Origin of the sequence: Psychrobacter sp. PG1, assembly GCF_014897815.1 — a bacterium.
In the GTDB taxonomy this organism is placed as follows: Bacteria; Pseudomonadota; Gammaproteobacteria; order Pseudomonadales; family Moraxellaceae; genus Psychrobacter.
In genome coordinates, this window is the sequence record NZ_JABUZG010000030.1 from 1 (window position 1) to 23,475 (window position 23,475).

Genomic DNA, 23,475 nt, shown 5'->3' on the forward strand with positions numbered 1-23,475 from the left:
ACCGTAAGCGCTGTTATAGGAATAAGAACAGTTAATATCATATTGGCTGGCGCTTTATTCCCAGTTTCATTTTTATATTCGCTAGCACCAACCCCGACAATATCAATATCATTGCCAGCATCTTCCACCATGTCACGACCTCTCCTGTAAGCAGCACTGAGGTTGTCATACCGAATACTGGCACCAATAGAGCAAACGGCATAACCTTAGAAGCCGTATTTTGACTAAGCAGATGCGCCCACAGTCCAAAGCCTATCAGCGTTGAGACATACACGATAAACCCAAGTGATAACCAAGACTTAAGCGATGCCTCGGTAAACGTCGCCAGCTGCCATGCCTCGGTCTCAAATATGAGAGAAGATAGAGTTAAAATCACGCAAGCGATCAGACCACCCCAAACCACGAGAGTGAGAGCAGACAACGCGGATGCCTTATTCCTTCCAGTATTAGACGAAATAATAGCCCCGTCTGATCCTTGCTGCGTCGCTTGTGTTGACGCCTGTTTTGAAGCAATGTTACCAAAGCTCCAGCCTATGGCCGCAATCAAGATACAGACAAACCCAGCCAGAGGCATATCACCACCAAGGTTCAACGCGATGACGCTAAGCCCTAGCACACCGACCAGCATACCGATGATTTGCATGCGACTCACTGCCTCACCCAGTATAAAATACGCCAACAATACGGTAATAAAAATTTGAATTTGTAGCAATAGTGCCGTCAATCCTGCTGATGCCCCTAAGTGCATGGCAGTAAATACAAAAGCATACTGCATGACAAACGTACCGATAGCATAGATAAATAATGTACGGTTAAATTTGGGCGGTTTTAGAAAAAAAACCAGTGGCACAGCGGTAAAGAAAAAACGCAGGGCGGTGAGCATTAGCGGTGGAAAGCTTTCAAGTCCCCATGCAATAAAGGTAAAGTTCACACCCCAAATAAAAGTAACAAGTACAGCCAATGCAGTGTATATAGGAGTCATGTAGTTGGCCTAGGAAGTTATGGCTGATTATTATATTTAAAAAAATTTTATGACAATCTCGTATTAACCATAGGATGCTTTTAGAGAGCGAGCACCACACTTACACACAATAGAACGGCAATGAGCATTAATATTGCACCGCCTATTTTTGTAATTAACTATAGATTATCTTGAGCTTTCCATAGATATCGACTGGCTAAAGCAAATGCTTCTGCGTAGCAAAAATGGATTAGTAAGACCAAGAGGCAAAAAGCTGAAGCTAAAATCAGAAATTGAGAAAACTAGGCTTGTTCAGTATCGATAAATTGCGGAAATACAGCCATAAAAAATAAGATAGATTTTGGGTTAGAAAGAGAGGTTAGCAAACCTTCTTTGAATAACCTACCAGCACTTGTGCTACTAACCTCTAAGTTGCTATCAGACTTTAGGACAAATGATTTTCTTTTTCCAAAGGTCATTTTGAAAAACGAAAGAGTATACCCCGAGGGAACCAGATATTTCACACTTTAGACCCATTAATAGACCACTTAAAGTAGATTGATATAAGAGAACCACTCAAAATAAACTTTTGAACGATCTAAACGTTGCAGTGTAAACGCGCCAATATAAATACTTAAACCAACCCCTTATAAAGAAAATAACACCCCACAACCGTTAATAACACCGAAAAGCACTTCTTTAAAAGCTCTGGTGATAGTATATGAGCAACTTTCGCGCCTAGCTTGGCGGTAAAAAAGCTCATGATGCTGATCCCTAAAAAGGCATAAATATGCACAAAGCCAATGGTGTTAGGCACATCAATTCGTTGCTGCATCCCAAAAAACATGAAACCTAATGCCCCAGCAATAGCAATCGGCAGACCACAAGCTGCTGAGGTGCCAACGGCTTTTTGCATGACTACACCATAACGCGTGAGATAAGGCACGGTTAAGCTACCGCCGCCAATACCGAAAATGGCAGAAGCGATACCGATAACCCCACCTGCTGCGAGCTGCTTAGGTTTCGAAGGCAGTTGTGTATTAGCATCATCGGCACTACTAGAATTGGTAGCATGATTAACAACCTGTTTTTTGCCACCGAAAAACATCTTGTAGGCGACCCACAGTAAAAACACCCCAACAATGAGTTGAAGATACAGCCCAGATATCTGCCCTGCAATCCCTGCCCCTAAAAAGCAACCAATCGCTAAGCCTGGTGCCAGATTTTTGAAGACAGGCCACATGACTGCGCCTTTTTTATTGTGTGCCATGAGCGAGCTGATCGAGGTGACAATGATGGTCGCCAATGACGTTCCTAATGCTAAATGCATGATATTGTCAGGGCTGTAACCCATTTGCGTAAAGACGATGAATAATAATGGCACGATAATTGTGCCACCGCCCACACCAAATAGCCCCGCAGCGAATCCTGCTAGCGCACCTATGATTAGAAAGATGATTAATTCCACGAGATATTTACTTCTTATGTAGAGTTAGTACGATGGTTATTTTAGTTCAATGACAATCAATCAGTTAAAAAACCAACTTAGGCGATTTCTGCTTGATCCACTTGACCAATCCGAGAATAAGCACGATTAAAATACACCAAACTCTCCTCTTGCTCACTTTGTCTAATGGCGACCACTCGGCACATGAAAACACTATGCGTGCCCACTTGCTGAATGTCCTCAATCTCACAATCAAAGCTGACCAACGCATCTTCTAAAACGGGAGCGCCTGTTTTGAGCGGTGACCAAGAGCCGTATTCAAATCGCTCTTGTGAACTCAATTTGGAGGCAAAAGCGTTAGATATTGATTCGTGCTGTGCGCCTAAAACATTGACACTTAACGTTTTATTTTCAATAAAATGGGCATGTGAGCGAGATGTCTGATTCATGCAAACCAGCAAGGTTGGCGGTGTATCGGTGACGCTACACACCGCAGATGCGGTAAATCCATGAGTACCAGCGCTGCCTTCTGTAGTAATAACATTGACCGCTGTTGTTAACAAAGACATACCATCTCTAAAATCGGTGGCTTCAATCATGACTTAACTCCTAAATTTTAAATCTTTAAGTTCATTGATAACTGAGGTCACTCATGAGTTTAAACAAGCTAGTATAGACGGGGTTAAAAACCCAACCTATAAAAGCTAAATTTTGTATCAGTTTATTCAATGAACCCTAAGCGGTCAGTTCTTGACGCACGATTGCCGCGCCAGCACTTAATGCTTGCAGCTTACCTCGTGCCACTTGGCGCGATAGTGGTGCCATGCCGCAGTTGGTTGAAGGATACAACTTATCCGCATCGACGAACTGCAAGGCTTTTCGTAGCGTATTGGCCACTTCTTCAGGGGTTTCAATGGTATTGGTTGCCACGTCAATGGCACCAATCATCACTTTTTTACCGCGGATCAATTCTATCAAATCCATCGGTACATGTGAGTTTTGACATTCTAAAGAGACAATATCAATATTCGACTGTTGCAACTTAGGAAAGGCTTGCTCATATTGACGCCACTCTGAACCCAGTGTCTTTTTCCAATCGGTATTGGCTTTGATGCCATAACCGTAGCAGATATGCACCGCCGTTTCACACTTTAGACCTTCAATGGCACGCTCTAACGTAGCAATACCCCAGTCGTTGACGTCATCAAAGAACACATTGAAGGCAGGCTCATCGAACTGGATGATATCCACGCCAGCCGCTTCTAACTCTCTCGCTTCTTGATTGAGGATTTTAGCAAATTCCCAAGCCAATTTTTCACGGCTTTTATAATGACCATCATATAAGGTATCAATCATGGTCATCGGACCAGGCAGTGCCCATTTGATTGGCTGATCGGTTTGGGCACGTAAAAACTTAGCATCATCAATAAATACAGGTTTTTGACGGCTTACCGCGCCAACGACTGACGGCACACTGGCATCATAACGATTACGAATGCGCACGGTCTCGCGTTTCTCAAAATCGACACCATCCAGATGTTCAATAAAGGTGGTCACAAAGTGCTGACGAGTTTGCTCGCCATCACTGACAATATCAATGCCTGCATGTACCTGTTCTTGCAATGTCAAACGTAGTGCGTCTTGTTTGGCTTCAAGCAGTTGCTCACCTTCTAATGCCCATGGTGACCAGATTTTTTCAGGTTCTGCAAGCCAAGAAGGTTTCGGTAAACTGCCGGCTGTAGACGTCGGTAATAACTTTTGTGTCGGTAATAATATTGTCATACGATTCATCTTCTTATTAATTTGTATTCTCATTTCAGCCAGATTGAGCGTGTTTAGGCAGCGTATTCTTTATTCGCACATGCTTCTGCCACGTGCTCATTTACATCATAGCTTGCTGCCCACTCATTAAGAATGGTTTGGTATGGCTTGATGAACTGCTCTTCGGTGAACTTACCTTGTGTCACTGCCATCTGACTACGCTCTGCGCGATCATAGACGATTTGCGTTAGGGAATAATCTTGGTACTTCAAGCTGGGTTGATACACTTGACCCGCTGCCGAATTGGCATTATAAATTTCAGGTCGGTAGATTTTTTGAAACGTCTCCATGGTACTAATCGCACTGATCAGCTCAAGATCGGCGTAATCGCTCAGCAAGTCACCCGCAAAATAAAATGCTAATGGCGCAGCACTACCCGTAGGCATAAAGTAGCGAACGGTTAAGCCCATTTTGGAAAAGTACTCATCGGTTAGTGACCCTTTGTTCAAAGAGCAGCCATCTTGTTTGTATTCAACGCCCAATACAGGGTGCTGATTGGTCGTACGTTGATAGGTTTTACTGGTGGAAACACTCAAGCAAATCACAGGATTTTTAGTGAAATTAGCTTGGTAAGCGTCTGAATTCAATAAATACTGAAACAGCTTGCCGTGTAAGTCACCGAAATCTACTGGCGGCGCAGATGATGGATGTTTATCGAAATGGTCTAATAAGACGACGCTAAAGTCATAATCGCGCACATAAGATGAGAAACTATTACCAATCATACCGTCAATACGGGTGTTTTCTTTATGATCCACAATCGTTGTTTGCAGCATCTCGATGATAGGGAAAGTATCGCCATTTCCTGCAACATCCATGTCGACAGAAATAATATCAACCTCAACAGAATAACGATCTGCGGTGGGATTATCCCACTGTGCCAAGGCATTAAAACGATTATTGATCATTCTTAACGTTTTGCTTAAGTTCTCTTGACGATGCTCGCCACGCGCCAAATTCGCAAAGTTCGTCGTGAGACGCGTGCTATTTGCAGGATGATAGTTTTCATCAAAACGAATGCGTTTAATTGCACAACTAAATTCTTTACTCATGATAATCCGCTACCCTAATCTACTCTCATTATTTGAGATAAAACCAAATTTGTGTATGAGGTGAATCATACCCAAACTATTACATGAATAAAAACGATACTATTTAAATATAAGATGAATATAATTCATGTTAATGAATTTATGGTATGACATGAGATTGGATAGCGGAGACTTTACGACTTACTCGATAGGATCATTGAGCAAAAAATAAGCCTGTAGAAAAATGAGCTACGCTAAAGAAAGCATAAAGAAAATTTCGATAAACTAACGAATCTAAGGGTTCTCTCATTAAAAAAGCCGAGACTTATTTTCTAAGTCTCAGCCTTTTTTTTGATAATATAAATAGAAAATTACTTTCTATTGATTGTGTTAGCGCTTTGCAGCTTCAATCTGAATATTTAGCTGAACTTTTTCAGTAATACCCAATAATGTATATTTGCTGATGCCCCATTTCGTTCGATCAATGGTCGTTGTGAAATCCCCACCGCAAACTGGCTTTTTCAATATTGGGTTTAGGTAGCAATTGAACTTGCTGGCCGTTAGCGTAATGGGATTAGTCTTGCCATGTAGTGTCAACATACCATCGACTTTGCTGACATTTGAGCCACTACCATCAGTCGTAAAATACCATTTGGTAGACTCAAATTGCGCCAGTGGAAACTGCTCAATATCAAAAAAATCTGCGCTTTTTAGTGTGATATCAAATGCTGTATTGCCTGTATTTAGGCTATTCAGAGGAATTACTAACGAGATATTACCGGTCTTAGCCGCTGGATCATAATCTAGCTGCCCAGTGATATTATAAAAGCCACCTGTGTTGGTAGAGGTATTAAAATGGTCAATAGCAAAGCGTACATTGGTATGGGTGGGATCAATATCGTAAGTCCTCGCCTGACTGCTGGCGATACCTAATATGCTTATGCTCAAGGCTAGTAGCGGCTTCCGCGAGGACAGTATGACTGTCGAAAGGGACATTTGATTCATAGTAACATTCCTTTGCTGTATAAATGATAGAGCTATCACATCCTTTGTGACTGTGCTCTTGTGATTGCTCTCTTATATAATGACAACAAGCCCATACTTAATCAATAAATATAGGCTCGTCTATTTTAGACATAGCATTATCACTGCTAACGCTATGTCATAGGTATGATCAAATAAATCCGTTAAATTATACTTTACCATCTGTTGTTGTCTGCTCTTTGCCACTAGGTACGAGCCATTTAGCAAACCATCCTGACAAATCATCCATCAAAGTATAAACCACTGGAATCACCACAAGGCTTAATAACGTCGAAGTCACCAGACCACCCAATACCGCAGCGGCCATCGGACGACGGAAGGTTGGATCGGCATCACCCCAACCGAAGACTAAGGGCAACATCCCCGCGCCCATCGCAATGGTGGTCATAATAATAGGACGCGCCCGCTTGCGGCAAGCATCGATAATAGCCTCAAAACGCGCCAAACCTCGACGCTGTGCAATCAGTGCATAATCGACCAATAAGATAGAGTTTTTGGTGGCAATACCCATTAGCATAATAAAGCCGATCATCGATGGCATAGAAAGACTGCTATTGGTAATAACCAAGCCTACAAAAGCGCCGCCTATCGATAAAGGCAATGCCATCAAAATGGTGAAAGGCTGCAATATACGCCCAAACAATAGAATAAGTACGCCTAAAATACAAACCACACCGACCGACATCGCAATCACAAAGCCGCTGAATAGCTCAGCCATGTTTTCTGCTTGACCTTGGTCAATAATGGTAATGGAAGGCGGTAGTTGTTGCATGGCAGGTACTGATTTAACCGCTTGTACCAAGTCTCCAAGCTCGCCACTCGCAGGTTGCACCGTGATACTGATGGCGCGTTCTCGATCGAGCCTGCTAATCTGCGCAGGCCCAGTGCCAAAGTCTAATGACGCCACTTCACCCACACGTACACCCTGTCCTGCTGGTAACGAGCTCGGTACATATAGACCTTCTAATTGGCTGACATTTTGCTTGGCAACATCTGGTAGACGAATGACGATAGGAATCTGCCGCGTATCCAAATTGAGCTTGGATAAACGCTGCTCATAGTCACCCACCGTCGCCACTCGTAACGTCGTAGCGATGTCTTGCGTGGTCACACCTTTATCCGCCATCGCCAGTCTGTCTGGCGTCACCGTTAACTCTTGACGCGGCAAACTGCGGTCACTGGTCACAGAGCCAGCACTGGGCAGCCCTCGAATCTCTGACATGATTTGCTGAGCGGTTTGTTCAAGCAATTGCGGATTGGTACTGGTCATAGAGAAGTTATAACCACTCTCTCCACCACTCGACAAACCGACGGTAAAGCGCGCACCTGGCACTTCTGCCAACAAACTACTTATTTGACGTTCAATCTCTTGCTTAGAGCCGCGCTCTGCACGTGGTGCTAGCACGATGTCTAGACCTGCTATATTTTCGGCTTTGCCACCACTAGAGTTTGAGTCCATGCTAGCCTGAGCCTCACCGACTGAGGTAAAAATATTGGTGACTTCAGGCATTGCTAAAATACGTTCACTTGCCAGCGCAGCAACGCGCTCTGTGTCTTCCAGCGCAACATCAGGTGTCAACTCAATCGCCACACGAGTTTGGTCAATGTCATTATCAGGAATAAACGATGTTGGTAGTAATTTGACAAGCATCAGTGACGCCACGAATAACACTAAAGTTGCACCCATCGTCAGCCAGCGATGATGCAGTGTCCATGCCACTATTTTGAGATACCAACCCATCAGCGCGCTTTGCTTCTCAACGTGTTTTTTCTCTGGTCGCAATATATACGCTGCCATCATCGGTGTGATAAGACGCGCGACCATCAAAGACGCAAAAATCGATAATGCAGCTGTCCAACCAAACTGACGGAAAAACTGTCCAACGATACCGCCCATAAAGGCGGTGGGTAAAAACACGGCAATCAAAGTAAAGGTGGTCGCGACTACTGCCAAGCCAATCTCGTCAGCCGCTTCCATCGCCGCTTCATACGGTGTCTTGCCCATGCGTAAATGCCGTATGATGTTTTCGACCTCGACGATCGCATCATCAACCAATACACCGATCACTAACGACAATGCCAACAAAGATATAATATTGAGGCTAAAGCCAAATAAGTACATACCTAAAAAGGTAGGAATCACTGATAATGGCAAGGCGACAGCAGCAACTATAGTCGCCCGAATATTGCGCAAAAATAAGAATACGACGACGACTGCTAACAGACCACCTTCGATCAGCATCCGTAAAGAAGCTTGATAATCTTCAGCAATCGGCGTTGCCCGATCATAGACCTTTTCAATAGTGATATTACCTACATCGGCTGACAGCTTGGCAAGCTCTGCATCAACCAGCTCCATGACCTCGACTTCACTGGCACCACGCGAGCGGGTGATGTTAAATGCCACCACTGTTTGCCCGTCAAGCTTAGCAATAGAGCTTGGGTCAGCCGCGCCATCTGTGATTTGTGCCATACGTCCAAGCGCTTGCGTACCGCCTGCTGGGATTGCCACTTGTAAATCATTGAGCTCACTTGCCCGCTCCACCGCACCAAGGACACGAATCGTCTGGGTGGTTTTGCCCACTTCTGCTTCACCACCAGAGCTGTCCTGCTGAATACCTGTGATTTGATTGGATAGTTGTGTGATAGAAAGCTTAAGACCACTCAAGGTAATCGGGTCAGCTGCGACGGTAATCTCACGCTGCAAACCACCAATACGGCTAACCGTACTGACACCCGGTATATCAGAAAGACGCTTGGTGACCGTATCATCAACGAACCAAGACAAGTCTTCCACATTCATGTTTTCAGCAGCCACAGAATAAGTGACAACGGGGAATCCTGCGGTTGAAACTTTAGTAATAATAGGGTCATTGGCAGCGGCAGGCAAATCGCCGCGTACCTCGCCTACTGCCGAGCGCACATCATCGACCGCTTCTTGAATATCCTTTTCTAACACAAACTCTGTGACCATGGTGGCAGCACCCGTTTGTAACGTGGTGCGAATATGCTTGATGCCCTCAATACTGGTGAGCTTGTTTTCTATCTTTTTTGCGATGTCGTTTTCGAGCTGTGATGGCGCGGCACCCGGTAAAGTCACCGTGACCACGACTGCAGGTAAGTCAATATCAGGAAACTGCTGCACCTTCATTTTCATAAAGCCATAAATACCGCCTAACGTCAGTAGTATGAATAGCAAAATGGCAACTAAAGGATTTTTTATCGAGTAAGCAGAAACATTTAAACTCATGGTTGTGCCTGCGCTGCTGTACTCGCTTGGCTAACACCATCAACGATACGCACCAAATCTCCATCATTTAAAAAGCTGCCGCCTTGTTTGACAATTTGACTGTCACTAGGCAATGGCTCTAGCACTGCCACATTTTCGCCAAGTCGCTCGCCCAATGTCACTCGTTGTTGCTTGATACGACCCATGGTCTGACCATCTTGAGTCGTCACATTGGTTACTAGCATCACATAATCATAGCCATCGTTGCTGACGATAGCGCTATTGGGTACCGTTTGCGTACTGGCACTGCCTAATAGGAACTCACCCGTTTGATACATACCTGCCCGTACTTTTGCATTGGCTGCCAAGCTCGCATAGATGGTAATCTGCCGGTTGTTGTCCGCCGTTGGTGCTATGCGGCTCACTTTCCCCATTACCGTATCACCATCTGGTAAGCTCACCCGTACTGGCGTCCCGACACTGACTTCACCGACGAGCTTGGGATCAATATCTGCACGCCATTCCAAAATACCACCTTTAATGATAGTAAATAATGGCTCGCCACCAGCAACCATACCGACCTCCGCCATTTTCTCGCTGATGACACCGCTGACTGGTGCGACCACTGTTGCATTATCTACACTCAAGCGCTGAGTGCTCAGACGCGCTTTGGAGGCTTGTAGCGCAGCCTGTGCTTGAAGCTTTGCAGTGCGATAGCGATCGGCTTCTTGTTTGCTAATCGCATCAATATCAAGCAGTGGCAATACACGGGCAGCATCAGCGCTGGCATTGGCAAGCGTCGCTTCTGCTTCGGCAACATCTGCCTCTGCTTGCAAGACTTGCTGCTCCATAGCATCGGTGTCAAATATCGCCAATACTTGACCCGCTTTGACGCGATCACCTTCTTCAACCACTATACGCTCGATAGCCACGCCATTGACTTTAGCACTGACATTCGCCGTATCTTTGGCATCAATGGTGCCATCAGCACTGAGTGTGTTACCAATATCATCTTGGCTTGGGCTGACCGTTTCTACTGATAATACCGCCTGCTCAGTGCTCGTAGCGCTTGCAGTGGCACCATCACTTGAAGTACGACTAGAAGCTGGTGATTCATCGGTCGCGGCTTTATCACTACCGTCCCAATACTTTCCAAGTAGCACACCAATGATAAGCACGGCTGCCAATACGGGTAACAACCATAATGGTAGTTTTGAAGCGGTTTTTTTAGACAAATTATCAGACTGGCGATACGGTGGTAGCTCAGATGGTTGAGGTGGCTCAATGTTGGTTTCTTGCTCGCTAGTCGGTGCTTGCTTATTATTAGGGTGTTCAAAATCACTCATAGTCGGTCTCTATAAATAAGCACGGTACTAACGCCGTAAAAAGTATAAGGGAAACAAAATGATACAGGCAGAGCTTATCAAAATAGTCTTTTATCATTGTAGACTATCTCGTCATTGGGTCAATTATGTTAAGTATCTACATAGTCAATTGTTGATAGTAATCAAGATATAATAATCAAGACGTAGTAAGACATTGAACTTAATAAAGATTATTAGTAGCAAAGATTATAAAGTGAACGATAAGTAAAGACAAAAGACAGCCTATTCCTAGCTCATTCCCAGTTCATTGCATAAGTCTTCTTCACCAAAATCCCTTGCTTAAAACTTATTCAGCCAATGAAAAAATATGCTGTCATATTGAATGCATTAAGATGCGACCATTATAGTTGGAACAATCACTCGTAAAAATTAATGATACATACGCCCTACAGTTTAGACTTGTATTTATGGGGTAATTTGTCATTATTAAGATAACTCTACTAATAAAGGAATCCATCATGGCTAATAAATCAGACGTAAAGAAGCTTAAGCAAGAAATTAAAGATACCAAAGCAAAAATTAAGCAAAAAAAGAAAGATCTCAAAGAGCTTAAGAAGTCATTGAAAAAGTCGAAAAAAGCCAAATAGCTTTGTTTCGAAATGATGGCTCTACGTCAAAGAATAGAAGAGGATAGCGTTGGCTGTCCTCTTTTTTGATATTAATTTAGCCATTTTTAGCCCATTTAGAGGATAGTCGATTGAATTGAGGACACGCCCTAGGCATTAGTATAACGACTCGCCTCAGGCATCCAGCGGTGAATCAGTTGGCTGACATCTGCCTTGCGCGTAGGATCTGCAATTAAATGTTTGGCTAAACGCTGAGCAATGGCAAACAGCTGCTCGTCACGTATCAGATCAGCCAAATAATAACCGACGTTACCCGTTTGACGTTTGCCTAATAACTCACCGGGACCACGCAGTTCCAAATCTTTTTGCGCAATAACAAAACCGTCAGTGCTATCACGCAGGACATTTAGGCGCTCTGTACCTGTCTCTGATAATGGCTTTTGGTATAACAGTACGCAATAGCTTTTGGTTGAGCCACGCCCGACTCGCCCGCGCAGCTGATGTAATTGCGATAGACCTAATCGTTCGGCATTTTCGATGACCATTAACGACGCATTAGGGACATCGACACCGACTTCAATGACCGTTGTGGCAATCAACAAATCCAAATCACCAGCTTTAAATGCTTGCATGATGGCTTGTTTATCAACGGATTTCATCTTGCCATGGACAAGACCAATGCGAATATTCAAGCGCTCATTTAAATCCTCATAAGTCGCTTCTGCCGCCTGCGCATCGAGCACACTAGACGCTTCGACCAACGAGCAAACCCAGTATGCTTGCCTACCCGCTTCACAATTAATCGCAATCCGCTCAATGACTTCATCGCGTCGATTACGGTCAATGGTCACCGTAGTAATTGGCGTACGCCCCGGTGGCAATTCATCGATAATCGAGGTATCCATATCACCGTAAACGCTCATTGCCAGCGTGCGCGGAATCGGGGTGGCAGTCATAATCAGCTGATGCGGCGTGCTATTCGCCACCCCTTTATTGGTCAGTGCCATACGCTGCTCAACACCGAAGCGATGCTGTTCATCGATAATGACCAGTCCCAATTTGGCAAACTGCACCTGCTCTTGAAACAGTGCATGAGTACCGACCACGATTTGCACCGTATTTTCTGCGACTGCTTCCAACGCTTCGCGGCGCTGCTTCGCCGTTTGTTTACCAGCGAGCCAGCCGACACCGATACCTAACGGTTCAAACCATTGTTTAAAATTGACCAAATGCTGCTCTGCTAAAATTTCTGTGGGTGCCATAACAGCCACTTGCCAACCACTATCTAGCGCATAACCCGCTGCACCCGCTGCGACCAGAGTCTTGCCCGCGCCAACATCGCCCTGCACCAACCGTAGCATCGGAATTGAAGTCGCCATATCAGCCGTAATATCTTTCATGACTCGTTGCTGGGCACCCGTTAAATCAAACGGCAATGCGGAAAATAGCTTATCAGCCAATGGACTTTGCGTGGCACATTTGGGCGATTTATGCTGATGTAATTGCTGACGACGATATAACAAGCTGAGTTGATGGGCGGTTAATTCTTCAATAATTAAACGCTGACATGCTGCATGAGTACGGGCACTTAACTGGGTGAGTAGCTGATATTGTCGTCCTGCGTCGGTATAAGTCGGCGGTGTATGCAGTAATACTAAGGCCTCAAATATCGTCAGATTATAGACGTTGTTATTAACTGTTCTATTAGCGACTGTATGGATATCACTGTTTGTATTATTATTGGCATCATAGACATTGGCTTTATTGACACTACTAACGCTATGACCAGTCGTATTATCTGGCACACTACGCGCCAGTGTCGAGAATATATCTTCTGGATACTCTGCCTCTGTTATCGGTATTTTAGCTGGTTCAAAAGGTGCTAATGGTAAGTCAGCCACGACTGCAAAGTCTGTAGGAGTAAACAGCGTCATTGGTAAGCCTTCACTGCGAACCGTCTGTAATGCCAGCTTAATTAAGGTACGCAGCTTATTTTGATGCAAACCTTTAACACTTGGATAAATGGGCTGCAAACCGGTATTTACTACCGTCTCATTACTACTGATAATTTGATATTCAGGATGGTGGATTTGCTTACCATAACGACTCACCTTTACTTCGCCAAATAATTGCAGCTGCGTCCCTAAGCTCATGGTTTGTGCAAGGCCACGATAAACCTTAAAAAACCGTAGCGATATGGTGCCCGTATCATCATCTACCACGACCGTCATACCGCTGCGCTTGGTATCGACGTGCACCACACGCCCAGTAATTAACGCAGACTGCCCGTGCCCCACCTCTGCTATGGACAGCAATCGGCTACGATCTTCATAATCACGTGGCAAATGCAGCAATAAATCAAATATTCGTTTAATATTCAATTGCGCCAACTGTTCTGCGACTTTTAATCCCACACCCGCCAGTGCCGTCACTGGCATATCTAGCGCTGAGAGTGGCAGCTCAGACCTTATATGGTCTGTTGGGCTGGTTAAAGAAGCGTTCACTGATACTGACATCAAAGATCCTAACGATATTATTTTTAGTTTTCATATACTCATTCAAGTATTTTCAATATACCGTAGATGATGATATTTTTTATAAAACAGCTGTCATCAACAGGACACATCAAAACACCGACTCATTTCATTATAGCTGACAATACAATTGCTTATGCTCAGCTATTTAGTAATACTGCGTCAAAAAGCCTGAAAGTCAAACGGCTCATTTGTATCATATCAATAACTGATGTTTTATTTTCCGTATTATGGTCATTTTATAAGGTGTTTTTATGTTCCCTCCTGCCCAGTACCGACAACCTCTTCATAGTCTAAGAGTGCGACATAGTATGAGAGTGCTATGCACCAGCTTAATTGCCGTACTTGGATTATCTATCAGCGCTTGTAGCGCTCTAACGCCAGCGCAGCCGTTACCTGAAGCACCTGAAATAGCGCCACTTAATGTGGCGTTAGTATTGGGCGGCGGCGGTGCCAAAGGCTTCGCCCATGTTGGGGTGATTAAAGCACTAGAAGCAAATGGTATCAAACCAACGCTCATTGTTGGCACCAGCGTCGGCAGCTTGGTTGGTGGCCTATATGCCAGCGGCTACACACCATTACAACTTGAGCAACTGGCACTGACCACTACAGATAGCGAATTGACAGATTTTGTGTTATCCAATCAAGGTGTCATCGAGGGTATCAAACTCAAGAACTTTATCAACGATAAAGTCGATGGACGATCAATAGAGGATTTCCCCATCCGCTTTGCAGCAGTCGCGGCGGAGAAGCATACTTTGAAAAAAGCCATTTTTACCACTGGTGATGCGGGGCTTGCCGTTCAGGCATCCTGTAGCGTACCAAATATTTTTATTGCACCGCGTATCCCCGAAAAGGTCGGTAAAAAATATATCGATGGTGGCGTGGTCAGTCTAGTACCTGTCGATAGTGCCCGTGATTTAGGCGCTGATATTGTTATTGCCGTTGATGTGACAGATACTGGTATTAATAATACTAGCGGTGTGTCTACACTTGATAAAAAATTAAACCTCAACGGATTAAGCAATTTTTGGGGATTTTTAGAGAGTAATGTCGTAGCCCCGCCAAGCGCCAATCGTGCCTCATCGATGCAGCGTGAACGAGATCGTGCTGATGTGCTGATTACGCCTGCGGTCAGTCATATCAGCTCACTAGATACCAGCCAGCGCCGTGCTCTCATAGCTGCAGGCTCGCAAGCCACTACCGTACAAATGGCTGCCATCAAGCAATTAATCAAAGAAAAATCTAACCAGAAATACGCGACGCTTTAAGCGCCTTGCAACGGCGTACCAAAATTTCTTATTAACAACCCACAAAAAAGCACCACAGCAACGAGCCGTGATGCTTTTTATGATTAAACGAATATTAAGCCAGTATTAAATAAATCACCCTGATAAAATACTTAATACTAAATGACTGGCTTATTTCACACGTGCACGGTATTTAACCACTACGGTGTCATTAAGACCAACACCCTCTAGATCCCAGCGTACCGCTTTATAATATTTTAATGGAATTTCTTGCAGTTGGTTATCCACTTTTCCACGTAATGGCATACGGGCAAAAGTATTGCCGTCTGCACTGCCGTATGGAAATTCAGGTGATACTGTACGCAATAACTCTACCTGCTCAGGGATACTCATCGTCACGGTCATTTTTCGGACGCGATCTGCATTGGTATTGGTAAAATAACCTTGGTACTCCAAAACATTACCTGATTGTAGGCGCGTACTAGCATTCACCGGAGCCAAAACCTCTTGACCGTTTGCATCAACGCTAATCAATGACGCGGTAATTTTACTATTGACGGCCTGTGCACTTGAGTTGCTGCTTTTAGTGGCATTGGCCTGTACAGCTGCGGAACTATCAACGGCTTGTTCTGGCGTTGGTAGCATTGCCGAGGCTTGCGTCACTACCATCGCACCGATGAGCGTGCCAGCCACAACGTGAAATAAGCGATGCCCGCTCCAGGCACTAAATGGGCTAGCAAATTGGTTACTTTTTTTCATGATTTTCATTATCCCTGATTAATATGTCGGTAAAACGCAGCTGGTAAAACTTGAATAACTTGTGAGGTATGTTTAATCGTTTACAGGTAGCACAATTTAAATGAAGCATGGCTAATTATAAGAAACATGACTAATTATAAATAGTCGATTGTTATAGTATTGACATACCTAATACTTAGTATCGATCACCTGATTATAGTGACCACTGATGACAAGCACTGCTTGCGTCCATATTGTCATAGCTGGTCAACTTAGCGTATAAAGTGCTTTATTTTTATTGATTATCTTCGTTCATTGCCTGTAAAGCAATAGCGTTTAGCATAGCAAAAAGTGTTTGTAGGTACACTAACCCCGTGTTGCGGTTGTGTATATAGTTCATCAGCGATAAAAATTGATTGACACTACTGAAATAAAAGATAGCTCATAACGGCGTTTTTTGCTATGGTAATTCTTTAGCGATAGGCATTTTTTGCTACGCCCCTTTTCTTATTCTCACTACTATTGCCCTTATTATGACTACTAGCGCCATGCCCCAAATCAACCCTGAATACGTCCATTGGTTCCGTAACTCTGCCCCTTACATCAATACCCATCGCGGCAAAACGTTCGTGATTATGTTTGGTGGTGAGGCGGTCAATCATCCAAATTTCAGCACTCTGATTCATGATTTTGCTTTATTACATAGCTTAGGTATCAAGCTGGTATTAGTACATGGAGCGCGACCGCAAATCGAAAAGAACTTGAAAGATGCTGACATTACTTCCCCACTGCATCAAGATATTCGAATTACACCGCGCGTGGCGATGCCTGCTATTTTACAAGCGGTAGGCGCTATTCGCCTGCAACTCGAAGCGCAGCTGTCAATGGGACTGGCCAACTCACCTATGTATGGCTCACGCATCGATGCCATTTCAGGCAATTTTGTGACCGCACGTCCTTACGGTATTCGTGATGGTATCGACTACCAAATGACTGGCGAAGTGCGTTCTATCGATGTTGAAGCCATCAAAAACAACCTGCTACACGACCATATTGTGATTTTAGGCTCGATGGGTTATTCAGCGACTGGTGAAGTCTTTAATTTGCTAGCTGAAGACGTGGCGCTCAGTGCAGCCGTAGCACTTGGTGCGGATAAACTTATTTTCTTAGGCGAAGAAGCAGGGATTAATGATGATGATCGCTTACTAAGAGAGATGATTCCTAATGAAGTCGATCGCTTCTTACGTGATCGTGACTTAAATTGCGAGATCAATTATTTCTTAAATTGTGCCAGTTTGGCTTGCCGCCAAGGCGTCCATCGCACCCACATCATCTCGTACGCCAAAGACGGTGCCTTATTAGAAGAGTTATTCACTCGCGATGGCTCTGGTACTCTTATCAGCCATGACCCTTACGAAGAGATTCGTCGTGCCAATATTGACGATGTGGTCGGACTGATTGAGCTATTATCACCGCTAGAAGAGCAAGGCATATTAGTCAGCCGCTCACGTGAACGCTTAGAGCAAGAGATTGACAACTATAGTGTCATCGAGCGTGATGGTATGATTTTGGGCTGCGCGGCGCTATATCCATTGGATGCAGAATCAGCAGAAGTTGCCTGCGTCGCCGTACATCCCGATTATCGTAGCGGTAGTCGCGGTGCGGACTTACTGGCATTTTTAGAGCAGCAAGCACGCAGTCATGGTCTCCATAAGTTATTTGTGTTAACGACACGGACGGCACACTGGTTTGTCGAGCAAGGCTTTGCCGAAGTCGAGGCCAGCGCACTACCTGAATCGCGCCAAGAAAAGTACCATAATGGTCGTAATTCTAAAGTCTTTCAAAAGACTCTTTAGACTCTCAAACTCTAGTCATAAAAAAGCCCTCATAAATATTATGAGGGCTTTTTTATGACTTTATTTTTTAACACTTTTAACTAAGCTTATTTTACTTTTAATAGCTCAACCGTAAAAATAAGCGTGCTGTTAGGCTCGATACCTGCGTTACCCGCTTCGCCATAAGCAATATCTGATGGGATATAAAACTCGTATTTGCCACCCTCTTTCATCAACTGTAGACCTTCTGTCCAGCCAGCGATGACTTGGTTCAATGGGAACTCAATTGGCTCACCGCGCTCATAAGAACTGTCAAATACCGTACCATCGATTAACTTACCTTCGTAGTTTACTTCAACCACGTCAGTCGCTTTTGGTGACTTACCCGTACCTGCTGTGATGACTTTGTACTGTAAGCCAGAAGCCGTTTGTTTGACGCCTTCTTTTTTAGCATTTTCTGCTAAGAATGCAGCGCCTTTGGTTTTGTTTTCTTCAGCTTTTGTTTCCATGTCTTTAACGAACTTTTCTTCTTGCTCTTGTTGGTAAGTCGTCAATACTTCCTGCATTTGCTCTTGGGTCAGTGCTGATTCATTACCTTCATAACCATCACGGAAGCCTTTTTCAAAGGTATCAAGATTCAGATCGCCGACCGCTTCTTTATTACCTTCAGCCATCATATAACCCAAGCTATAACCTACTTTTTCATTTGCTGAGCTTTGCTCGGTGATTGAAACGCTTTGAGCAGCTGTCTCTTGGTTACCGTTATTTGTGCTACAGCCTGTTACCAACAACATAGCACTAGCAAGTGCACCAACGCTTAAAGTAGTGATTTTTTTCATAAAGTACTCTCAAATTGTAAGGATAGTGGCGAGATGTCACATGTTCCTATAATAACAAATCTTAGTTTTAGGAACCATGTTTGCCGTCAAATTATCGGGCGAATGTACAGTCTATGTTAATATTTCTCATCATAATAACAAGTTATCACACAAATACAGTAACACGTTAAGCTTTCTATCTTTAAATCCACTAATACATCAGCTAAGCTAAATGAGTTAAGGTGATAAGTAACCGAGTGTACGTCTTTATCATGGATGATTAACATTGGCAGTAAGGTAATTAACACGAGGGAAACCAACGTTCTTTGATAAGGTTACCTACTCAAAAATTATAATATCACCGCATAACTTACTTTAAAAATACTATTAATTATAACCATCTATGTATTGGTTTCGCTCAACAATAGCTGTACTGATGATATTGTTGAGTGGCTTTCGTATGATGATTAAAGGAGGATAAGATGAATCCAATGTACACATCTTTTAACGGTTATCTTGGTGGACCGATCGGCTCTATTATTGGTGCTATTTTAATATTTATTATTGGTTGGCTAGTGGCACTGGGTATCGCGGCACTGGTTCGTAATGTATTATCTAGAGTCAATCTGAACCAACGCATGAACTCTTCAACGGGTAAGACCTACGATTTAGAAGGTATTATCTCTAAGATTGTATTTTGGTTCATCTTTATCATCGCGATTTCTGGGGCGCTGAATCAATTGAATTTGAACTCAATCTCGACACCGTTTGCAAATATGGTCAATCAAGTCCTAGCATTTATCCCTAATCTTATCGGCGCTATCGCTGTGGGTATTATTGGTTGGGTCTTGGCTACTGTTGCACGCACAGCTATCAACGCGGCATTGGCGAAAACGTCAATGGATGAGCGTTTAAGTGCTCAGGCAGGTGTAAAACCGATGAGTAGCACGATTGCCGATATGGTTTATTGGTTCATCTTGTTGGTTGTTTTGACGATGGTATTGGGTAAATTAGAGCTTGATGGTTTATTTGCTCCATTGACGAATATGGTTGATAAAATCTTTAGCTTTATCCCTAACATCCTCATTGCAGGTGTCGTCTTTGTCGTCGGTTATATCATTGCCAAAGTGGTGCGCGGCATTGTGACTAATCTTGTTTCTACTTTTAATGTTCAAGAATTGGCTACAAAAGCAGGTTTAAGCGAAAAAAATAGCTTACCTAATATCGCTGGTTCATTGGCATTTTTAGTAGTGATCATTCCAACTATTATTGCTGCATTAAATGCATTAAAAATTGAAGTGATTGCTCGTCCTGCGACAAACATGCTGAACAAAATCATGGAAGCATTGCCAAATATTTTTATGGCGGTTGCGATTTTAGTCGTGACCTTCTATGTGGTACGTATGGTTGCCAATATCATCAAAGGGTTGATCGAAAACACTGAGATTAACCAATTGCCTGCGAAAGTTGGTTTACAAGAAACGATGGGCGACAGGAGAGTCTCTGACCTTGTTGGTTATGCTATTATCTTCTTTGCAATGTTATTTGCCTCAATTGCCGCCGCTGACTTACTAGGTTTTGAGCCTATCTCAGCCATTATCGCCATGTTTATTGCGTTTGGTGCCAACATTATCTTGGGCGCAATTATCCTATTTATTGGCTTCTGGCTTGCCAATATCATTGCAGGTGTCGTTGAGCGTTCTGAGCAAGGCTCACAATTCTTAGCAAACATCGTCCGTGTACTAATCATGGGTTTAGTACTTGCCATGGGTCTAAAAGCGATGGGTATTGCTGATTCTATCGTTAACCTAGCCTTTGGTCTAACACTAGGTGCCGTAGCAGTAGCCTTTGCCCTTTCATTTGGTCTTGGTGGTCAAGAAGCCGCTGCCCGTTTCCTACGTAAAATGCAGGATAAAATGGACAAAGAACGTGAAGAAGCTAAAGCGAAATCTGCTCTTCATACTAGCTCAAGTACACAAGAAAAAGTTGCTGACTCAGTTCGAGAGAACACTCCTGCTGCTTCAGGTACAATGACTAGTGACTTCCCTACTAGCACTGTCGATACCAACAATCTTAGTACGGGTCATGTAGATATCACTCATGTTGAAACAAGTGATGACGATATCGACACTGGTTCAAATCTAGCGCCAAGTAATAAAGGCTTTACTGATATTGATAATAATGACTTAAAATAAGTCATCGTTAACGATATATTTTGAATAAAAAAGACAGCCTAGGCTGTCTTTTTTTATGGCGTAAATTTAGTTTCTATGAAAGACTCGCTACAAAACATCGCTGTAAAATCATATTCAGGACTTGGTCTTCCGTGCAGGTATATTCAAATTTAATTGCATTCGCATTGGCTCATTTTTACTTGCTGATAAGTTAATTGTCGTTTGCTTTTTATGCTGTTGGTTTAAGCGCTGTAATTGCTTGGTCAGCTGCCGTTCACGCTGGGTCATCGGATCAACAGGTTGAATCCATAAATCGATATCAATAAAGGTGTCATTAGACTCGTCAATAAAATCAATGCCCAATACAATCACATGATGCAGCTCGGTTATTGGCAGGCGGCTCGCAACATCCTGTGCAATCTTTGCTAAGTTTGGCTGAATAGCCTGTTTACTGTGCTGGCTCTCAACATCTTGCCCATAAAATATTAATACATAATGCCGTCCCAAGCTCTCATAAGAGTGCTGATGGACGACATAACCTTCTTTTTGCAGACCATGTGCTTGTTTAGGATGTCTATATAGAGTTCGAACCAGCTCATGGCGCGAAAATAAAGACTCGTCCAATAGCTGCTGTTGCCAATAACAGCGTTTTGTTCCTAGCGTCTCTTTATCAGTATTGTCTAGTACTTCTTCATCGAGCATCTCTATCATTTGGATGCTTAGCTGCGACCACAGAGCTGCCGCTTGCGCCATATGCTGATGATACATCTGCGCAGTCGTGCTTTTGTTTTTGTAGGCAAGCGTCATAGCGACTAATGCAGGATTGGGCTCATCTTGCACCTCGTACTTGATGAGTGCATTATCTACTGCGATAGCGTCCGTAAATAAAGTAGGACGATGTAAAAACTGAATGACTAGATCTGCTTCTGATTCAAAGCTAATGACATGATTACTGGCTGAATACTGTAATTGCCCTAAACGATAATGCAAAAATCGCCATAACTCGCATGGTGCTTGTAGGCTTGCTAATATCGCCTGCCAGTCATGCCAGCTAAAAACTTGTAGCTGCTGCATACTGTCGCTCATATCCACAACCAAATCTTCCATAAAATAGCGGACACCAAAACCATGAGTGAGCCTTTTTAGGGGTTGTCGTTGCTGGTCATTTATCTTAATTTTATTGATTTCTTCACCTTTATCCGTGAGCTGAATATCAAAAACTAAAACATTATGGCTCATGTTGTCGTTATTTTTATGCTGAGCAAGATATGTCTTGTGCCATATGAGCGCGGCCTTTACTACCGCCATACGCGCAGCTTTAATATCGACCAGACTACTTTTAGCAGGCAAATATAATATGAGCTCAAGTAATGATAGGTTACCTAGTGGCAATTGATAGTGATATTGCTGAGCACGGTAACACGCGTCATATTTATGCTCAAGATGCTGCATATTGGCCAAAGCAATATCTACAGCCTCTTTCTGCAAATAGCAGGTCAACTCATTAACAAGGCAATCATTATCAGATAGGGTAATAGATGAGTCAGACACAGTGTTAACCTTTTATTATCGAATGGACGCGTTGTATAGTAAGTTGCTATTGATGAGCATAACACTAGAGCATGTTGAATATTCGCAAATGTTTTTGCTATAACGACAGGCTACCGACGAAAAACTTAACAAAATAAGCCTTATTAAATGCAGTCGCTTTCAGGGCAATGAGTTGTTATGATAATAGCAAAGTAGCATGATTTGCAGTCAAACTTATCGCTTATGGGCTGCCTTTGATTACATTTTTTAGAGACATTTATTAAAATTATTTAATGACCATCATATAATAAAAAGGATTGAACGTTATGAAACGCTTTAAAGAGAAAACTGTCATTATAACAGGTGCAGATTCTGATATTGGTCGTGCAACGGCGCTTAGATTTGCACAAGAAGGGGCGAATTGTATAATCGTTGGTATTAATAACGATATTTTAGAATACATCTACGAGGATCTGCCACAGGATCATACATGGATCAATACAGGTAACCACCTTACCGTAACCAGTGATATTAATGATCTGACCCAAACGGCAAGATTAATAAAGCATGTACGCGATAAATATAAACATATTGATGTGATGGTCAATATAGATACTGCGGTCGGCATTCATCAGTCAGTTATTCCAGAACTGATAAAAACACAAGGCAATATCGTTAATGTATCAACGCTAACGGAGATATCAGCAGACTGGAATATAGAGACCTATAAAGCTAGGCAAAGGGATTTGACTGATGTTACAAAGAAGCTGGCATTAGAGAATATACCAAATAATGTACGTATTAATGCCGTATCTGCTGGATTGGTGGCAACAGACATCAGTCCAAATCCATTTATTACCCACTCTCCACTAGGGAAGACAGCGACACCGTTTGATGTAACCGCCGCTGTGATGTTTTTAGCCAGTGATGATGCTGCCATTATTACTGGTATGAATTTACCTGTTGATGGCGGGGTGAGTACGTTCAACAGCTAACTCAATGCTTAGTTTTTTAGTTATTCTTAAGGTTCATCCTCACAAACAAAAGACCCCCTGACATTAATCAGTCAGGGGGTCTTAATATAATACAGATACTCATAACTCATTTAAAAC

At 43.3% G+C, this 23,475-nt stretch carries 18 protein-coding genes; 5 read left to right on the top strand and 13 right to left on the bottom strand.

What is annotated here, in order from left to right:
- Window positions 1-37: 37 nt before the first annotated feature.
- From INT03_RS01315 to INT03_RS01355, 9 genes are all read right to left on the bottom strand, one after another.
- A complete protein-coding gene (locus INT03_RS01315) occupies window positions 38-982 on the bottom strand; it encodes an EamA family transporter (protein WP_193007258.1) in 945 nt (314 codons plus the stop codon).
- A 281-nt stretch (window positions 983-1,263) separates the two neighbouring features.
- Window positions 1,264-1,440: a LysE family translocator gene (locus INT03_RS15105; protein ID WP_193007259.1), complete on the bottom strand. Its 177-nt coding sequence runs from the start codon at window positions 1,438-1,440 to the stop codon at window positions 1,264-1,266.
- A 155-nt stretch (window positions 1,441-1,595) separates the two neighbouring features.
- Window positions 1,596-2,429, bottom strand: a complete 834-nt coding sequence (locus tag INT03_RS01325; RefSeq protein ID WP_193007260.1) for a sulfite exporter TauE/SafE family protein — start codon at window positions 2,427-2,429, stop codon at window positions 1,596-1,598.
- 77 nt (window positions 2,430-2,506) lie between these two features.
- Window positions 2,507-3,007 carry a flavin reductase gene (locus INT03_RS01330; protein WP_193007261.1) on the bottom strand — a complete coding sequence of 167 codons (501 nt, stop codon included), beginning with the start codon at window positions 3,005-3,007 and terminating at the stop codon, window positions 2,507-2,509.
- Window positions 3,008-3,143: 136 nt separating this feature from the next.
- A complete protein-coding gene (locus INT03_RS01335; RefSeq protein ID WP_193007262.1) occupies window positions 3,144-4,190 on the bottom strand; it encodes a methionine synthase in 1,047 nt (348 codons plus the stop codon).
- Between the two features lie 53 nt (window positions 4,191-4,243).
- Window positions 4,244-5,281 (bottom strand): DUF1852 domain-containing protein, encoded by a 1,038-nt coding sequence (locus INT03_RS01340; RefSeq protein WP_193007263.1) that lies wholly within the window; start codon window positions 5,279-5,281, stop codon window positions 4,244-4,246.
- Window positions 5,282-5,650: 369 nt separating this feature from the next.
- Window positions 5,651-6,265, bottom strand: a complete 615-nt coding sequence (locus INT03_RS01345; RefSeq protein WP_193007264.1) for a YceI family protein — start codon at window positions 6,263-6,265, stop codon at window positions 5,651-5,653.
- 187 nt (window positions 6,266-6,452) lie between these two features.
- Window positions 6,453-9,554 (bottom strand): efflux RND transporter permease subunit, encoded by a 3,102-nt coding sequence (locus tag INT03_RS01350; protein ID WP_193007265.1) that lies wholly within the window; start codon window positions 9,552-9,554, stop codon window positions 6,453-6,455.
- Window positions 9,551-10,879, bottom strand: a complete 1,329-nt coding sequence (locus tag INT03_RS01355; RefSeq protein ID WP_193007266.1) for an efflux RND transporter periplasmic adaptor subunit — start codon at window positions 10,877-10,879, stop codon at window positions 9,551-9,553. Before INT03_RS01355 ends, INT03_RS01350 begins: the two co-directional genes overlap by 4 nt.
- Before the next feature lie 497 nt (window positions 10,880-11,376).
- Here INT03_RS01355 and INT03_RS14980 point away from each other — a divergent pair, with 497 nt between their 5' ends.
- Window positions 11,377-11,505 (top strand): hypothetical protein, encoded by a 129-nt coding sequence (locus INT03_RS14980; protein WP_264298302.1) that lies wholly within the window; start codon window positions 11,377-11,379, stop codon window positions 11,503-11,505.
- Between the two features lie 128 nt (window positions 11,506-11,633).
- Here INT03_RS14980 and recG read toward each other — a convergent pair whose 3' ends face one another.
- Window positions 11,634-14,000 carry an ATP-dependent DNA helicase RecG gene (recG, locus tag INT03_RS01360; RefSeq protein ID WP_226950330.1) on the bottom strand — a complete coding sequence of 789 codons (2,367 nt, stop codon included), beginning with the start codon at window positions 13,998-14,000 and terminating at the stop codon, window positions 11,634-11,636.
- Window positions 14,001-14,329: 329 nt separating this feature from the next.
- On the opposite strand from recG, the gene INT03_RS01365 reads away from it, so the two are divergent.
- Window positions 14,330-15,289 (top strand): patatin-like phospholipase family protein, encoded by a 960-nt coding sequence (locus INT03_RS01365; protein WP_193007267.1) that lies wholly within the window; start codon window positions 14,330-14,332, stop codon window positions 15,287-15,289.
- 150 nt (window positions 15,290-15,439) lie between these two features.
- On the opposite strand, the gene INT03_RS01370 is transcribed toward INT03_RS01365, so the two are convergent.
- Window positions 15,440-16,027, bottom strand: a complete 588-nt coding sequence (locus INT03_RS01370; RefSeq protein ID WP_193007268.1) for a hypothetical protein — start codon at window positions 16,025-16,027, stop codon at window positions 15,440-15,442.
- Window positions 16,028-16,539: 512 nt separating this feature from the next.
- Between INT03_RS01370 and argA the strand changes: the two genes are divergently transcribed.
- A complete protein-coding gene (argA, locus tag INT03_RS01375) occupies window positions 16,540-17,862 on the top strand; it encodes an amino-acid N-acetyltransferase (protein ID WP_193007269.1) in 1,323 nt (440 codons plus the stop codon).
- Window positions 17,863-17,948: 86 nt separating this feature from the next.
- Here the strand turns inward: argA and INT03_RS01380 are convergent, their stop codons facing one another.
- Window positions 17,949-18,680, bottom strand: coding sequence for an FKBP-type peptidyl-prolyl cis-trans isomerase (locus INT03_RS01380; protein ID WP_193007270.1), 732 nt, complete (start codon window positions 18,678-18,680; stop codon window positions 17,949-17,951).
- A gap of 461 nt (window positions 18,681-19,141) precedes the next feature.
- Between INT03_RS01380 and INT03_RS01385 the strand changes: the two genes are divergently transcribed.
- Complete coding sequence (locus INT03_RS01385) at window positions 19,142-20,854, top strand: mechanosensitive ion channel (protein WP_193007271.1); 1,713 nt, start codon at window positions 19,142-19,144, stop codon at window positions 20,852-20,854.
- 114 nt (window positions 20,855-20,968) lie between these two features.
- Here INT03_RS01385 and INT03_RS01390 read toward each other — a convergent pair whose 3' ends face one another.
- Window positions 20,969-22,384 carry a hypothetical protein gene (locus INT03_RS01390; protein ID WP_193007272.1) on the bottom strand — a complete coding sequence of 472 codons (1,416 nt, stop codon included), beginning with the start codon at window positions 22,382-22,384 and terminating at the stop codon, window positions 20,969-20,971.
- A gap of 305 nt (window positions 22,385-22,689) precedes the next feature.
- Between INT03_RS01390 and INT03_RS01395 the strand changes: the two genes are divergently transcribed.
- The gene (locus INT03_RS01395) at window positions 22,690-23,358 is read left to right on the top strand and encodes an SDR family NAD(P)-dependent oxidoreductase (RefSeq protein ID WP_193007273.1); all 669 of its coding nucleotides are present in this window, start codon (window positions 22,690-22,692) and stop codon (window positions 23,356-23,358) included.
- Window positions 23,359-23,475: the final 117 nt, after the last annotated feature.

What these genes read in the sequence shown, in the direction of transcription:
- INT03_RS01315 (WP_193007258.1), bottom strand. Translation starts at nt 982, where the DNA reads ATGACTCCTATATACACTGCATTGGCTGTACTTGTTACTTTTATTTGG.
- INT03_RS15105 (WP_193007259.1), bottom strand. Translation starts at nt 1,440, where the DNA reads ATGACCTTTGGAAAAAGAAAATCATTTGTCCTAAAGTCTGATAGCAAC.
- INT03_RS01330 (WP_193007261.1), bottom strand. Translation starts at nt 3,007, where the DNA reads ATGATTGAAGCCACCGATTTTAGAGATGGTATGTCTTTGTTAACAACA.
- INT03_RS01335 (WP_193007262.1), bottom strand. Translation starts at nt 4,190, where the DNA reads ATGACAATATTATTACCGACACAAAAGTTATTACCGACGTCTACAGCC.
- INT03_RS01340 (WP_193007263.1), bottom strand. Translation starts at nt 5,281, where the DNA reads ATGAGTAAAGAATTTAGTTGTGCAATTAAACGCATTCGTTTTGATGAA.
- INT03_RS01345 (WP_193007264.1), bottom strand. Translation starts at nt 6,265, where the DNA reads ATGAATCAAATGTCCCTTTCGACAGTCATACTGTCCTCGCGGAAGCCG.
- INT03_RS01350 (WP_193007265.1), bottom strand. Translation starts at nt 9,554, where the DNA reads ATGAGTTTAAATGTTTCTGCTTACTCGATAAAAAATCCTTTAGTTGCC.
- INT03_RS01355 (WP_193007266.1), bottom strand. Translation starts at nt 10,879, where the DNA reads ATGAGTGATTTTGAACACCCTAATAATAAGCAAGCACCGACTAGCGAG.
- INT03_RS14980 (WP_264298302.1), top strand. Translation starts at nt 11,377, where the DNA reads ATGGCTAATAAATCAGACGTAAAGAAGCTTAAGCAAGAAATTAAAGAT.
- recG (WP_226950330.1), bottom strand. Translation starts at nt 14,000, where the DNA reads ATGTCAGTATCAGTGAACGCTTCTTTAACCAGCCCAACAGACCATATA.
- INT03_RS01365 (WP_193007267.1), top strand. Translation starts at nt 14,330, where the DNA reads ATGAGAGTGCTATGCACCAGCTTAATTGCCGTACTTGGATTATCTATC.
- INT03_RS01370 (WP_193007268.1), bottom strand. Translation starts at nt 16,027, where the DNA reads ATGAAAAAAAGTAACCAATTTGCTAGCCCATTTAGTGCCTGGAGCGGG.
- argA (WP_193007269.1), top strand. Translation starts at nt 16,540, where the DNA reads ATGACTACTAGCGCCATGCCCCAAATCAACCCTGAATACGTCCATTGG.
- INT03_RS01380 (WP_193007270.1), bottom strand. Translation starts at nt 18,680, where the DNA reads ATGAAAAAAATCACTACTTTAAGCGTTGGTGCACTTGCTAGTGCTATG.
- INT03_RS01385 (WP_193007271.1), top strand. Translation starts at nt 19,142, where the DNA reads ATGAATCCAATGTACACATCTTTTAACGGTTATCTTGGTGGACCGATC.
- INT03_RS01395 (WP_193007273.1), top strand. Translation starts at nt 22,690, where the DNA reads ATGAAACGCTTTAAAGAGAAAACTGTCATTATAACAGGTGCAGATTCT.